Source organism: Aquabacterium sp. NJ1 (genome assembly GCF_000768065.1).
Lineage (GTDB): Bacteria > Pseudomonadota > Gammaproteobacteria > Burkholderiales > Burkholderiaceae_C > Aquabacterium.
The window spans coordinates 2706471-2720316 of the sequence record NZ_JRKM01000001.1 but is presented as its reverse complement, the minus strand read 5'-3'; the positions used below and the strand labels follow the sequence as shown (position 1 = coordinate 2720316).

11 protein-coding genes are annotated in these 13846 nt (G+C 66.8%); 5 read left to right on the top strand and 6 right to left on the bottom strand.

Annotated features, from left to right (window positions below):
• Positions 1–24 precede the first annotated feature (24 nt).
• The 4 genes from JY96_RS11625 to JY96_RS11610 form a co-directional block, all read right to left on the bottom strand.
• Complete coding sequence (locus JY96_RS11625) at positions 25–2163, bottom strand: peptidase domain-containing ABC transporter (protein ID WP_035042418.1); 2139 nt, start codon at positions 2161–2163, stop codon at positions 25–27.
• Between the two features lie 6 nt (positions 2164–2169).
• On the bottom strand, positions 2170–3423 hold the full coding sequence (locus JY96_RS11620) for an HlyD family secretion protein (protein ID WP_035037588.1): 1254 nt from the start codon (positions 3421–3423) through the stop codon (positions 2170–2172).
• On the bottom strand, positions 3420–4922 hold the full coding sequence (locus JY96_RS11615; protein ID WP_161784311.1) for a TolC family protein: 1503 nt from the start codon (positions 4920–4922) through the stop codon (positions 3420–3422). The genes JY96_RS11620 and JY96_RS11615 overlap by 4 nt, the downstream gene beginning before the upstream one ends.
• Before the next feature lie 196 nt (positions 4923–5118).
• On the bottom strand, positions 5119–5298 hold the full coding sequence (locus JY96_RS11610; protein ID WP_035037583.1) for a hypothetical protein: 180 nt from the start codon (positions 5296–5298) through the stop codon (positions 5119–5121).
• 456 nt (positions 5299–5754) lie between these two features.
• Here JY96_RS11610 and JY96_RS11605 point away from each other — a divergent pair, with 456 nt between their 5' ends.
• Positions 5755–6849, top strand: coding sequence for an AraC family transcriptional regulator (locus JY96_RS11605; protein WP_035037581.1), 1095 nt, complete (start codon positions 5755–5757; stop codon positions 6847–6849).
• A gap of 5 nt (positions 6850–6854) precedes the next feature.
• On the opposite strand, the gene JY96_RS11600 is transcribed toward JY96_RS11605, so the two are convergent.
• Entirely contained in the window at positions 6855–7883 is a 1029-nt protein-coding gene (locus tag JY96_RS11600) for an AraC family transcriptional regulator (RefSeq protein ID WP_035037578.1), read from the bottom strand.
• 177 nt (positions 7884–8060) lie between these two features.
• Between JY96_RS11600 and JY96_RS11595 the strand changes: the two genes are divergently transcribed.
• From JY96_RS11595 to mmsB, 4 genes are read left to right on the top strand one after another with little or no spacing between them, the layout of a single operon-like run.
• On the top strand, positions 8061–8837 hold the full coding sequence (locus tag JY96_RS11595; protein WP_035037575.1) for an SDR family NAD(P)-dependent oxidoreductase: 777 nt from the start codon (positions 8061–8063) through the stop codon (positions 8835–8837).
• Between the two features lie 13 nt (positions 8838–8850).
• Positions 8851–9984 carry an acyl-CoA dehydrogenase family protein gene (locus tag JY96_RS11590; RefSeq protein WP_035042414.1) on the top strand — a complete coding sequence of 378 codons (1134 nt, stop codon included), beginning with the start codon at positions 8851–8853 and terminating at the stop codon, positions 9982–9984.
• Positions 9985–9999: 15 nt separating this feature from the next.
• Entirely contained in the window at positions 10000–11532 is a 1533-nt protein-coding gene (locus JY96_RS11585; protein ID WP_052162431.1) for a CoA-acylating methylmalonate-semialdehyde dehydrogenase, read from the top strand.
• Between the two features lie 38 nt (positions 11533–11570).
• Positions 11571–12470, top strand: coding sequence for a 3-hydroxyisobutyrate dehydrogenase (mmsB, locus tag JY96_RS11580; RefSeq protein ID WP_035042408.1), 900 nt, complete (start codon positions 11571–11573; stop codon positions 12468–12470).
• An 818-nt stretch (positions 12471–13288) separates the two neighbouring features.
• On the opposite strand, the gene JY96_RS11575 is transcribed toward mmsB, so the two are convergent.
• Positions 13289–13843: a DUF4442 domain-containing protein gene (locus JY96_RS11575; RefSeq protein WP_052162430.1), complete on the bottom strand. Its 555-nt coding sequence runs from the start codon at positions 13841–13843 to the stop codon at positions 13289–13291.
• Positions 13844–13846 lie beyond the last annotated feature (3 nt).

Sequence of the window (13846 nt, the reverse complement as noted above, 5' to 3'; positions counted from 1 at the left end):
AGCCCTTGAAGGCCTGAATCGCCGTCAGGCGCACGCCAGGTCGGGCTCGGCCGAGCCCGGCTTGTGCAACTGGCCCGCTTGCAGCACGAACACCTCGTCTTCTGGCTGCAGGCTGTGCTCGCGGTGCGTGATGATGAAACGCCCGCAGCCCAGCGCATTGATGGAGGCCTGCACACGACGCTCGGTCTCGAAGTCGAGCATCGAGGTGTATTCGTCCAGCAGCAGGAAGCGGGGCTGTTTGTACAGCGCCCGCGCCAGCAACAGGCGCTGCTTCTGCCCGCCCGACAAGCTCGCCCCCATGCCGCTGACCAGGGTCTGGTAGGCCATGGGCATGCGCATGATGTCGTCGTGGATGCAGGCGGCGCGTGCGGCGGCCTCGACCTTCTGCGGCGTGGCCTCCACATCGTTCATCGCGATGTTGTCGTACAGCGAACACGAAAACAGCTGGTCTTCCTGGAAGACCGTGCCCATCACGCTGCGCAGCGCCTGCGCGCCCAGGCGCGCTACCGGCGTGCCATTGAGCAGCACCTCACCCTGCTCGGGCAGCACCTGGCCTGACAGCACCTTGAGCAAGGTGGACTTGCCGCAACCCGAGGGGCCCAGTACGGCCAGTGCGCGGCCGGTGTGCAGGCTCAGGTTCACATCCTTGAGCACCGGCTCTTCGCCCGCCGCATAGCGGAAGGTCACGTTGCGCAGCTCCAGCGTCATGGGGGCGTCGTGCTTGAGGCCGTCCAGCGCATGGGGCGGTGAAGGCGTCTCGGGGTCGGTCATCACGATGTCGGCCAGGCGTTCGCCCTGCAGCTTGAGCAGGCGCAGGTTGATGAGGCGCTCCAGCAACTCCAGCGTGCGGTGCAGGAACTGCTCCTTGTACGACAGGAAGGCCACCAGCATGCCGATGGAGAACTGCTCCTGGATGATCATGTGCGCCGCCAGGTACAGGACCAGGCCCTGCTCGATGGCCCCGATCACGCCGTTGACGGCCTGGTAGCCCATCGAGATGCGCTGCTGGCGCACATCGGCATTGACCACACCCACCTGCTGGTTCATCCAGCCGGCCACACGCCAGCCGGGCTGGGCAAAGAACTTGATGGCGGCCACGCCACGCAGGGTCTCCAACAGGTAGTTCTGTGCATTGGCCTCGCGCACGATGCGCTCTTCTGCCGCCTGCCGAAAGGGCTTGTAGACCGCAAAGCGGGCAACCGCGTACAGCAGCGCCACCACCAGGCCGATCACCGCCAGCCTGGGCGCGTAGATGAACATCATCGCCAGGGTCACGATGCTGACCACGCCGTCGAGCACGGCCTCCACCAGGTTGGTGGTGAGCGTGTCCTGGATGTGCGAGACCGACGAGAAACGCGACAGCACATCACCCGTGTGGCGCTTGTCGAAGTAAGCCAGCGGCAGCTTGAGCATGTAGCGGAACACGTTGGCGCTCGAGGTGACCCGCCACGACAGGCTGGCGGCCAGCACGATCCAGCTGCGCAGCAGGCGCGTGCCCAGGCTCATCAGGGCCAGCAGCGTGATGGCGATGGCCAGCACCGCCAGCAAGGGCGTGTCGCGCGTGACCACCACGTCATCGATGATCCACTGGCTGAGCATGGGCATGAGGATGGCGAACACCTCCAGCACCACGGACAGCACGGCCATCTGCGCAAAGGCCTTGCCCAGGCCGCTCTGCCCGGCAAACAGCATGCGCAGGTCAAACGGCGTCTTCTCGGCCTTTCGCTCGAACTTGGCATTGGGCTGCAGCTCCAGCGCCACCCCGGTGAAATGGGGGCTGGCCTCCTTCAGGCTCAGGCGGCGTTCGCCCATGGCCGGGTCCAGGATGGTGATGCCGCTGCTATCGGCCCGGGTCAGCACCACGAAGTGGTTCAGGTCCCAGTGCAGGATGCAGGGCGTGCTCAGTTGCACCAGCTCTTGCAACTCCAGGCGAACGGCGCGCTGATTGAAGCCCAGCGCATCGGCGATCTGCATCATGCGCACCAGCGTGGCGCCACGCGCGGACAGCTCGAAGCGGTGGCGCAGGCTCAGCAGGTCGGTCTCGTGGCCATGGAAGGTGGCGACCATGGCCAGGCAGGCCAGGCCACATTCGGCGGCCTCCGATTGCAGGATCAGCTGGGCGCGGCGGCGCGGCCAAAGGGTCAAGAGATTGGGCGTCATCATGTTCAATCAAAGCTGGCCACTGAAGGCGAACAGCGGGTCCAGCATCCAGCGGATCAGGCGGCGACGGTCCAGCTCGATGTCGGCGCTCAGGGTCAGGCCCGGGTGCAGGCGGATCTCGCGGCCATAGGCGGACACGCTGTCCTTGTCCAGCGCCACCTTGACAAGGAACACGGCGCGGCGGTCCTTGTTGCCGTCGCCGCTGGCGGCGGGCAGGGGCACATCCGTCTGCGACACGCTGCGCACGGTGCCGTGGTGCTGCCCGAAGCGCTGGTAGGGGAAGGCGTCGTAGCTGATGCGCACGCCCTGGCCCGGCTTGATGAAGCCCACGGCCGTGCTGGGCACATACAGCGTGGCCTCCAGCGGCGAGTGCTCCGGCACGACGGAGGCCAGCAACGCATTGGCACCCAAGGCCTGGCCGGGGGTGGCCGTCAGGCCCGAGATCACGCCCGCGGTGGGCGATTTGATCAGGGTGACGCGTTGCGCACGCCGCTGCACCTGCTCTTGCTGCAGGCTCAGCAGGTCGCGGTCCAGGCCCGCACGGTCGACCTGGGCCTGGCCGGCCATGCGGCGCATCTCTTCCCCGGCCTGCGCGGCATCGGTCTCGGCGGCCGTGCGCTGGCGCTTGAGCGTTTGCAGGCGGGCCTGCTGATCCAGCAACTGGGCGCGCTGCTGCTCGAACTGCAGCTCGGAGATCACGCGGTCGGCCAGCAAGGGCTGCAGCTGATCGACCATGCGCCGCGAGGTCGCAATCTGCTGCTCCTGCAGGCGGATTTCCTCGTTGAGCGTCTCCAGATCGTGGCGCGCATGGCGGATGCGTTCTTCCAGGACACTGCGGGAGGCCGCGCCCATCTGCAGCTGGCCCTCGGCCTGGCTTTGCAGGCGACGGTGCTGGGCTTGCAGGTTCTGCTCCAGCAGGGCGTCGGTGCTGCCTTCGTCGCTGAAGCGCTCTTGCGAGACCTCGGCGATCACATCGCCCGCCTGGACGCGCTGCCCTTCGGTGACCAGCACACGCTTGATCACGCCGCCTTGCTGGCCGGGCGGCAACACGATCAGGGCCACGCCCTGCTGGGCCTGCACCACGCCGCCCACGCGCTCCTTCTTGGTGTACGACCCGAGCACCAGCAAGAGCAGCACCGCCGCGGCCAAGGCCGCGAAGAAGGCCGTCAAGCGGGGTGCCGACACGGGGCGGATGCCCAGCGCCATGCCGTGCTGATCCTGTTTGGCGGCCAGGGCCTCCTGGCGAAACAGCTCACTGCTCATCGCTCGTCTTTCATGGGTGGAAGGCTGTCGAGCGCGGGCTGCACCAGCAGCTCGGACAGCGGGGCAATCGTGGCGGCATCGAGCTGCTCGGTCAGTGCCAGGATGTCCACCTGGGCCAGCATCACGTTGACGCGCGCGCTCACGCCTTGCGAGCGCGTGCCGATCAATTGCTGCTGCGCATTGAGCAGGTCCAGGTTGGAGCGGTAGCCCGCCACGAAGGCGCGTTGCAGCGCATCCAGCGTGGCCTGGGCAGAGGCCTCCATGTCCCGCAGGGCGCGGACCTGGTTGCGTGCATGGGCCAGGCCCTGGTAGGCCTCCAGCAGGCCGCCTTGCGCGCGTGCCCAGGCGTCGTCGTACTCGGCCTGCGCCTTGGTCAACAAGGCAGTGGACGTGGCCTGGCGCGCAGGCTGGCGGCCGCCGCTGTACAAGGGCATGTTGAGCTGCAACCCCAGCGTGCTTTCGGTGTAGCTCAGCGATTCGTTGCCGGAGGTGGTCTTGGTGATCTGGCGGGCGCGGTTGACGCTGGCCACCGCGTCCAACGACGGGTGCCAGGCTTCGGCATCACGCGCCTGCAGCTCGGCCTGGGCCGCACGCACCTGGGCCTGCGCATCCTGCACCGCCAGGCTGTGCTCGCGCAGGCTGGCCAGGGCCTCGTTCACCGGCGGCACCACCCAGGGCGCGCCGTTGTCATCGAGCAAGGCCTGGGCCCCAAGGCGGCCCACCGCCGCCACCTCGCACGACAGGAGCCGCGCGAGGATCAGGCGTTGTGTCTCGTAACGCGTGCGGCGCGCCTGGCGCTCCACGCGCAGCTGGTCCAGCCGGGTGGCGGTTTCCAGGCGCTCCAGCGAGGTGCCCACCCCGCCGCGCAAGCGCTGTTCGTTGATCTGCAACTGGGCGGCCAGCAGGCCACGCTGCACTTCCAGCAGCTCCAGCTGGGTGGCCGCTTCCACGGCCATCAGATAGGCGCGGCTGACCTCTCTGGCCGCCTCCATGCGCACCAGCCGGGCCTGCCATTGGCTGCGCTGGGCCAGGGCCTGCTGCGCGCGCTCGGACGCACGATCGGCGCCATGCCACAGCGGCATGCTGGCCTGAAGCCCCACAGTGGCGCTGGGCTTGTTGCTGCTGTCATACGGCGTTTGCACGCGGTCTTGCTGCGCCACGGCGCTCAGGTCCAGCCGGGGCATGTAGGCCTGCGCCCAGGCCTGGCGGGCCACACCGGCCTGCGCGTCGGCCTGGGCCAATGCAGCGCGCACCGTGCCCACATGTTGTACCGCCACAGACAGGGCCTCAGGCCAGGTCAACACCAGCGGCTCACCGGCCTGGCCTGCCAGCGCGATGGTCTGCACATCCGTTCGCGTGCTGGCCATCGGGCTCAGGCGCAGGCTCAGGCCGTTCATGGAAGCCAGCGCCCGCCCGTCTTCACCCTCGATGGTGCCGGCATGCACCGTGCCGGTGGCCATCCCGCACAGGGCTGCCGCACAAGCCAGCAAACAGGGCACGCCTGGCCTCATGGCACGCACCATGCGCCGCCCACCATGAGGCGAGCGGCCCGCCACACACACAGACTTCACATCAAACACAAACGCACAACCCGGCAAACACAAAAGCCCATGCCTCACGCCGTGCAAGCCAATGCGCCGGCGCAGGCCCTGGCCCCGTCAGGCCCCACCTAGGCGGCGGGCCGACGGGCCTTGATCACAGGCCGGAAGCCAGCTTGTAGATGATGGAAGCAATGGTGATGACCTGCTTCCAGCTCACCGTGGTGGTCTTGCCGTTGGTGGTGAAGGTCAGGCCATCATTGGTGGCACCCACGGTCGGCAGGGTCAGGGCGGCGCCGCTCACGGCATTCAGTTCGTTTGCAGTCAAAGTACGCATGTCTCAATCCAGTACAGAGGTTGAATAGGAGGTCTGCGGTGCGCCACGGTCAACGTCACGCGCCCACCGGTTCATCGTAAAAAAGCGCGCTTTGACCTCATGGCGGGCAAACCCCTGGCATGCGCCGCACCCTGATCCGAAATGGCATGAGCGGCAGCAGCCTGGCGCAAAGGGATAAGGCCGCAGGCTCGGCTGCCTGGGGATATCCCGAGACTGTCGGGTAGCCAACAATCGTTAGCACAAGCCCCGTTAAACGACGGACTAAAACGAGACGAAACCCGCGAAATCACTTACAGGATATTCCCGAGATTTGGCACGTTCGGATAACGAATTGGTCAATCTAGCCCAGTGACAGGAACATCGATCAGAAACAATGCGGCCTCGTTTAACAAGCAACCCTTGATGGATGGTCGGCGTCACGGCAGCCGCGCCATCCCCGCGCCCTGATACCCCGACATGCTGCACACCGCCCCCGCCACACCGCATCACCACCGAACCGTCAGCGTGGCGTATGTGCGGGTCTTGCTCAGCTACCTGCGCAGCACCGGTGTGGACCCGGCGTGCATCTACGATGAAGCCGCCCTGGCCCGCATCGACCGGGCCGAAGCCACATCGCGCTATGACCTGGCCGAATGGTGCGCGGCACTGCGGCGCGCGCAAACCTGCACCGGCCAGGCCGACCTGATCCCGGCCATCGCGCAGCACTTCCAGCCCTGGCACGCCGGCGTGATCGGCCTGACGATCATGACCAGCCGCACCATCTTGCACCTGGGCCAGGAGCTGGCGCGCTTTCATTACCTGCTCAATGACATCTACCGTGTCGAGATCGGCATCGAAGGCGAGCGCTTCTGCCTGCGGCTGGAGCCGATCACGCCGCATGTCTCGGCCGAAGTCGCCCGCTTGTCGCTCACGGGTTGGGTGCAGATCCTGCGCGCGTTGACTGGGCGGCACGATCTGGTGTTCGATGGCCGCTTCACCGGGCCAGCCCCTCAGGACATCGGGCCCTACAAGCGCGCATTTGGTGGCGAGGTGCGCTTTGATCAAACCGAGAATTCGATGTGGGGGCCCTTGCCTTACATCGACCTGCCCCTGATCCCCCAAGACGCCAGCGCGCACAGCCTGCTGCATGACCAGGCGCGCGAACAGCTGGCGGTGGTGGCGCAAGGCACCAGCCGCTTCATTGCCAAGATCGAGGGACTGCTGCGCAAGCGCCTGAGCAATGGCGAGGTGACGCTGGAGATGCTGGCTGCCGATCTGCACATGCCGCCGCGCACCTTGCAGCGCCGCCTCGATGGGCTCAACATGAGCTTTCGCAAGCTGGTGGAGCGGGTGCGCAAGATGCAGGCCGTGACCTACCTGCAAGACACCCGCATGCCCCTGGCCCAGATCGCCACGGCACTGGGTTTTGCCAACCCCGGCACCTTCCATCGCGCGTTCAAGCGCTGGACGGGCCGCTCACCGGGTGAGTTCCGCAGCGGGCTCAAACGCACGCCTTGCCGGCCTGACGAGGTCGATGCGCATGCCAACGTGCAGGACCCGACAGAGGCCTGACCCGGTCAGCGTGAAGCAACCGATGGCAAGGCGTCGCGGTAGTCCGAAGGCCGTGCGCCCGTCCACTTCCTGAACGCCCGGTAGAACGCGGCCGGCTCGGCAAAGCCCAGCTCGGTCGCAATCGCTTCGATGGGGCGGCGGCTGTCCTGCAGGCGCGTGATGGCCATGTCGCGCCGCAGGTCGTCCTTGAGCGACTGGTAGCTGTGCCCCTCCTCGCGCAGGCGGCGGCGCAGGGTGGCTTCGGTCAGGTGCAGCTCGCCACACAGCACGGCCAGATCCGGCCATTGCGCCGGCGGCTGCTCGCGCAAACGGCGGCGGATGCGCGCGGCCAGGCTCTTTGGGTTGCGGTACTTGACCAGGAAGTTGTCGGGCACGCCCTTGAAGAAGGCCTGGAGCGTGCCGGCGTTCTGCACGATGGGCAGTTGCAGGTCGGACGCCGGCAGGCACAGGCGCGTCTGGGGCGCGTCGAACTGCAGGGCCTCGCAAAACAGCACGCGGTACTCGGCGGACGCGCCCGACGCGTCCGACTCGGGGCAGCGAAAGGCGCCTTCGATCAGCTGCAGGCGCCGCCCGGTGAGCCAGCAGGCCAGGCCATAAACCATGATCAGGAAGGTTGCATAGGCGAACAGGCGCTGGGGGCCTTGCCGGTCATGCAGGCGCAATACGGCCTGATCGCCTTCCACTTCCAGGCTGCCGTGCATGTCGTCGAGCACCAGGCGCATGAAGCGCAGGATGCGTTTGAGCGCGTGGCCCAGGTTGTCGCAATCCAGCACGCTGTGGCACATCAACACGTAGGTGCCTTGCCGGGCGGGGTGGCTGTCCAGACCGAAAAACTCGTCGTCCAGCGCGCGGGCGATGTCACGCCACAGGGCACCGAACTGGGCGGGCGACACGCGCGCCAGCGGCTCGTCCACGAAGGCCGCCGGGATACCGGCCCGTTGCAGGAAGCCGTCCACGCCCAGGCCACGCTCGCGCACACAACGCAAGGCCTCCTGCACGAAATGGATGGAAATGGTGCCGCGCTCGGGCTTCATGCCGGCCCCCCGGGCAAGGCGGCCGCGCCACCCGGGATTGCACCGAGTGACTGGCTGGAACGTGCAGCGATATTGACGGTTTTGGGCATCGAAAACAGGGCGGCGTCTGCCTAGGATCTCGCCGAGGGGCCGCGCGCCCATCATGCACCACACCTCAGCGACCGAGAGAGACAAACCATGCAAGTATCCGACAGCGTCTTCCTGATCACCGGCGGGGCCTCGGGCCTGGGGGCTGCCACCGCGCAGATGGCCTTGCAGGCCGGCGCCCGCGTGGTCATTGCCGACCTGGCCGAGCCACGGGAAGGCACGTTTGCGCCCTCCGAACGCCTGGTCTATGTGAAGACCAATGTGTGTGATGAAGACAGCGGCCAGGCCGCCGTGCAGACCGCGCTGCAACGCTTTGGCCGCCTGGACGTGCTGGTCAACGCCGCCGGCATCGGCCCGGCTGAAAAGATCCACGGCAAGAACGGCCCCCACCGGCTGGACTCCTTCACGCGCACCATCCAGGTCAACCTGATCGGCACCTTCAACATGATGCGCCTGGCCGTGCCGGCGATGATCAACTCGGGCGTGCCGGGTGGCAGCGCCGAACCCACGGCCTCGCAGGGCGTGATCATCAACACCGCCTCCGTGGCCGCCTTTGACGGGCAGATCGGGCAGGCGGCGTATTCGGCCTCCAAGGGTGGCGTGGTGGCCATGACCCTGCCCGCCGCACGCGAACTGGCACGCGACCGTGTGCGCGTCATGACGATCGCCCCCGGCATCTTCGAAACCCCCATGCTGCTGGGCCTGCCACAAGAGGTGCAGGACTCGCTGGGCCGCTCGGTGCCCCACCCCTCGCGCCTGGGCAAGCCCGCCGAGTTCGCCGCCATGGTGCGCAGCATCGTGGACAACGAATACCTCAATGGCGAGGTGATCCGCATTGACGGCGGCATCCGCATGGCCGCCAAATAAGCACATGAGCCACATGGACGCCCTGTTGACCGAAGACCAGCGCCTGGTGCGCGATGCCGCACGCGCTTTTGCCCAAGCCGAACTGGCCCCCCACGCCGCCCAATGGGACCAGGAAGGCAAGCTGCCCGACGCCGTGGTGCGCCAGATGGGCGAGCTCGGCCTGCTGGGCATGCTGGTGCCGCCCGAGCTGGGTGGCTCGCGCACCGACGACCTGAGTTACGCCATGGCCATCGAAGAGGTGGCTGCTGGTTGCGCTTCGTGCTCCACCTTGATGAGCGTGCACAACTCGGTGGGCTGCGTGCCCATCCTGAAGTTCGGCACGCCCGCCCAGCAGCAACAATGGCTGCCCCGGCTGGCCAGCGGCGAGGTGATCGGCGCCTTCTGCCTGACCGAGCCGCATGCTGGCTCCGAGGCCGATGCCCTGAAGACCCGCGCCGTGTTCGAGGATGACAGCTGGGTGCTCAAGGGCAGCAAGCAGTTCACCACCAATGGCGAGCGCGCCGGCATGGCCATCGTGTTCGCCGTGACCGACCCGGCGCTGGGCAAGAAGGGCCTGTCGGCCTTCATCGTGGACACGGCCACGCCTGGCTTCACGGTGGCGCGCAAAGAGAACAAGATGGGCATCCGTGCCTCGGACACCTGCGCCATCACGCTGGAGAACTGCCGCGTGCCCGCCGCCAACCTGCTAGGCCAGCGCGGTGAAGGCCTGAAGATCGCCTTGTCCAACCTGGAGGGCGGGCGCATCGGCATCGCGGCGCAGGCCGTGGGCATCGCGCGTGCGGCGCTCGATGCCGCCAAGGCCTATGCCGCCGAGCGTGTGCAGTTCGGCAAGCCCATCGAGCAGCACCAGGCCATCGCCCACATGCTGGCGGACATGCACACCCGCCTGAACGCCGCGCGCCTGCTGGTGCACCACGCCGCCCGACTGCGCACGGCCGGGGTGCCCTGCATCTCGGAGGCCTCGCAGGCCAAGCTGTTCGCATCCGAAACCGCCGAGTGGGTGTGCTCCAAGGCCGTGCAGATCCACGGTGGTTACGGCTTCCTGGAAGACTACCCCGTGGCCCGCCACTACCGCGACGCCCGCATCACCCAGATCTACGAAGGCACCAGCGAGATCCAGAAGATCGTGATCGCCCGCCACATCTGACATAGAAAGCCCACCATGAGCCTCACCCCCAGCCTGTATGGCAACACCGATGGCACACACACCGTGCGCCTGCTGATCAATGGCGAATTCGTGGACTCCACCTCCACAGAGCGCCGCCCCATCATCAACCCGGCCACGCAAGAGGTGCTGGCCCAGGTGCCCTTCGCCACGCCCGATGAGGTCAACGCCGCCATCGCCTCGGCCAAGGCCGCATTCAAGACCTGGAAGACCACGCCCCTGGCCGCGCGCATGCGCATCATGCTGCGCTTTCAGGCCCTGCTGCGCGAGCACCTGAGCCGCATCGCCGGCGTGCTGACCAACGAACAAGGCAAGACCCTGGCCGACGCCGAGGGCGACATCATCCGGGGCCTGGAAGTGGTGGAGCACGCCTGCTCGGTGGGCACGCTGCAGCTGGGCGAGTTCGCCGAGAACGTGGCCAATGGCGTGGACACCTACACCCTGCGCCAGCCCATCGGCGTGTGCGCGGGCATCACGCCGTTCAACTTCCCCGCGATGATCCCGCTGTGGATGTTCCCCATGGCCATCGTGTGCGGCAACACCTTCGTGCTCAAGCCCTCCGAGCAGGACCCGATGTCCACCATGGAGATCGTGGCGCTGGCCTTGCAGGCGGGTGTGCCGGCCGGCGTGCTCAACGTCGTGCACGGTGGCAAGGACGTGGTGGACGCGCTGTGCACGCACCCCGACATCGTGGCCGTGTCCTTCGTGGGCTCGACCGAGGTGGGCACGCACGTCTACAACCTGGCCAGCCAGCACGGCAAGCGCGCGCAGTCCATGATGGGCGCCAAGAACCACGCCGTGATCCTGCCGGACGCCAACAAGGAGCAATCGCTCAACGCCCTGGTGGGCGCGGGTTTCGGCGCGGCCGGTCAGCGCTGCATGGCCACCTCGGTGGCCGTGTTCGTGGGCGCCGCCAAGGACTGGTTGCCCGATGTGGTGGCCCGTGCAAAGCTGCTCAAGGTCAACGCCGGCGTGCAACCCGGTACCGATGTGGGCCCCGTGATCTCGCCGCGCGCCAAGGCCCGCATCGAAGCGTTGATCGCCAGTGGTGTGGAAGAGGGCGCCGAGCTGCTGCTCGATGGCCGCGGCATCAGCGTGCCGGGTTATGAACGCGGCAACTTCGTGGGCCCCACCGTGCTCGCTGGCGTGAAGACCCACATGCGCGTCTACACGCAAGAGATCTTCGGCCCGGTGCTGGTGACGCTGTGCGTGGACACCTTGGACGAGGCCATCGCCCTGGTCAACGCCAACCCCTTCGGCAATGGCGTGGGCCTGTTCACGCAAAGCGGTGCGGCGGCACGCAAGTTCCAGAGCGAGATCGACGTGGGCCAGGTGGGCATCAACGTGCCCATCCCCGTGCCCGTGCCCTTCTTCAGCTTCACGGGCTCGCGCGGCTCCAAGCTGGGCGACCTGGGGCCGTATGGCAAGCAGGTCGTGCAGTTCTACACGCAGACCAAGACGGTGACGGCGCGCTGGTTCGATGACAGCAGCGTCAACACGGGTGTGAACACGACGATCAGCCTGCGCTGAAGCGCTTGGCCCGCAAGTCAGACAAGGAAACGAGCAGCATGAACATCGCCTTCATCGGCCTGGGCAACATGGGTGGGCCCATGGCCCGCAACCTTCTCAAGGCCGGCCACGCGGTCACCGTGTTCGACCTCAACAAGGAGGCGGTGGCGGGGCTGGTGGGCGAGGGGGCCTTGTCTGCGGCTTCGCCTGCCGAGGCGGCTCGTGAGGCCGCATTCGTGCTGACGATGCTGCCGGCGTCTGCGCATGTGGAAGCCGTGTTGACGGGGCTGCAAGGTGTGTTGTCGGGCGCCCAGAAGGGCGTGCCCATCGTGGACTGCAGCACCATTGACCCGGCCACCGCACGCCGCCTGGCCGAGCGTTGTACTGCGCAGGGCAACCCATTTGCGGATGCGCCGGTATCGGGCGGCACGGGTGGGGCGGCGGCTGGCACGCTGACTTTCATGGTGGGCGCCAGTGACGCCTTGTTTGCGCAGGCGCAGCCGGTGTTGCAGGCCATGGGCAAGAACATCGTGCATTGCGGTGGCACGGGCACGGGGCAGGTGGCCAAGATCTGCAACAACCTGCTGCTGGCGATTTCGATGATCGGGGTGTCGGAGGCGATGACGCTGGGTGCGTCGCTGGCCATTGATGCGAAGGTGCTGGCGGGGATCATCAACACGTCTTCAGGGCGTTGCTGGAGTGCGGACACCTACAACCCGTTCCCGGGGGTGATGGAGGGGGTGCCGGCGTCACGCGGCTACAGCGGTGGCTTCGGGGTGGACTTGATGCTCAAGGATCTGGGGCTGGCGACGGATGCGGCCAAGGGGGCGCATCAGCCTTTGATGCTGGGGGCGCTGGCGCAGCAGCTGTACCAGGCGTGGAGCCAGCAGGGACAGGGCAAGCTGGACTTTTCTTCGATCATCCGGATGTACCAGGGGCAGGGTACTTCGGGTGGTTGATGGCTGGTTGCATAGGATGCCCAGTTGCGTGTGCTGCTTGGTTGCATGCTGCGGTTGGGGCGCTTTGTCGGGGCGGCGCAAGGTGGGGGCTGAGCCGGTAGTGGGCCAGGCTTCATTGTTGACGGTCCTGCCACAGGCAGGACTCCCCTGCGCGCCTCGCAATGGGTTTGGGCCCTCCAACTCACTACGCGGCTACGCCGCTCCGTTCAAACATATCGGGCCAGTCAGATGACGAAGCGCGCTCACGCGCGCCAAACCCATTGCTGCGGTGCTCGGCGTCACCAAGGCGCCCAGCCCACTACCGGCTCAACCCTTTTCCACCTTGCTCGTGACACGCCAAGGCCGTCGTCCTGGCGTCAGCACGAATCAAGCGTCACGGCACAAGGCTTGGGTTGCCGTTGCCATTGCCATTGCCATTGCCATTGCCATTGCCATTGCCATTGCCATTGCCACGATCATTGTTCATGCACGCGGTTCGTCGCGTGCATGGCCAACCTTAGCGACACACAAGCGGGGCGAAACAGGCTGAGGTGGCATGTGGCGGGGCGCCTTGTTGGCGCCGAGAAGCGCAGTGGCGAGGTGGGCACGCGCAGCGTGCTTCGTCATCTAACTGGCCCGATATGTTTGAGCGCAGCGGCGCAGCCGCGTAGCGAGTTAGAGGGCCCCACCTTGTCACGAGCATCGCAGGGCAGTCCTGCCTGCGGCAGGACCGTCAACAATGAAGCCCAGCCGCATGCCACCTCAGCCGCGCCCCGCGCTCCCCCGCCAAATCGCCCCCCCATCCCGCACGCATACAGCAACAGCAACAGCACCCAACGCTACTTGCTCGCCTCAGCCTCAGGCTTACGCTTCTTGGGCAACCAGGCCATCTCCATATAGCCCGTGATCGGCGTCTGCCCCTTCGCATCCTCAATCGTGATCGGCACCTTCAAGCTCCCCTTGGGCTCCATCCCCATGAGCTGCGTCTCAGGCGGCGTCAAACTCGCCGTGGCCCGCACATGCCCCCGATTGGGCTTGCGCAACTCCACATGAATCGTCTTCACCACCACGATGGCATCGTCCGGCACATGCTGCCCCACCAGCAGCCCACTGGCGTACTCCGCCGCCAGCGTGGCCGCCACCGCGTGGATGCCCCCCACATGGTTGCGCACCCGCCGCGCCAGCTTGATGCCCACCGTCACCCGATGCGGCTCCAGCTTCAGGATGCGGCAGCGGTTGGTGCGGAAGTAAGGCGTGTTCAGCCCAAACCCGAAACCCACCAGCTTCAAACGCCAGGCGGGCGGCAAGCGCTCCAGTTTGCTCAACAACCGCGCAAAGCGATTGGGGGCCACCGTCGAAGCGGGAGGCACTACAGGCACGGCATCGTCAGTCATCTG

What these genes read in the sequence shown, in the direction of transcription:
- JY96_RS11590 (WP_035042414.1), top strand. Translation starts at nt 8,851, where the DNA reads ATGGACGCCCTGTTGACCGAAGACCAGCGCCTGGTGCGCGATGCCGCA.
- JY96_RS11600 (WP_035037578.1), bottom strand. Translation starts at nt 7,883, where the DNA reads ATGAAGCCCGAGCGCGGCACCATTTCCATCCATTTCGTGCAGGAGGCC.
- JY96_RS11595 (WP_035037575.1), top strand. Translation starts at nt 8,061, where the DNA reads ATGCAAGTATCCGACAGCGTCTTCCTGATCACCGGCGGGGCCTCGGGC.
- mmsB (WP_035042408.1), top strand. Translation starts at nt 11,571, where the DNA reads ATGAACATCGCCTTCATCGGCCTGGGCAACATGGGTGGGCCCATGGCC.
- JY96_RS11605 (WP_035037581.1), top strand. Translation starts at nt 5,755, where the DNA reads ATGCTGCACACCGCCCCCGCCACACCGCATCACCACCGAACCGTCAGC.
- JY96_RS11610 (WP_035037583.1), bottom strand. Translation starts at nt 5,298, where the DNA reads ATGCGTACTTTGACTGCAAACGAACTGAATGCCGTGAGCGGCGCCGCC.
- JY96_RS11575 (WP_052162430.1), bottom strand. Translation starts at nt 13,843, where the DNA reads ATGACTGACGATGCCGTGCCTGTAGTGCCTCCCGCTTCGACGGTGGCC.
- JY96_RS11620 (WP_035037588.1), bottom strand. Translation starts at nt 3,423, where the DNA reads ATGAGCAGTGAGCTGTTTCGCCAGGAGGCCCTGGCCGCCAAACAGGAT.
- JY96_RS11625 (WP_035042418.1), bottom strand. Translation starts at nt 2,163, where the DNA reads ATGATGACGCCCAATCTCTTGACCCTTTGGCCGCGCCGCCGCGCCCAG.
- JY96_RS11585 (WP_052162431.1), top strand. Translation starts at nt 10,000, where the DNA reads ATGAGCCTCACCCCCAGCCTGTATGGCAACACCGATGGCACACACACC.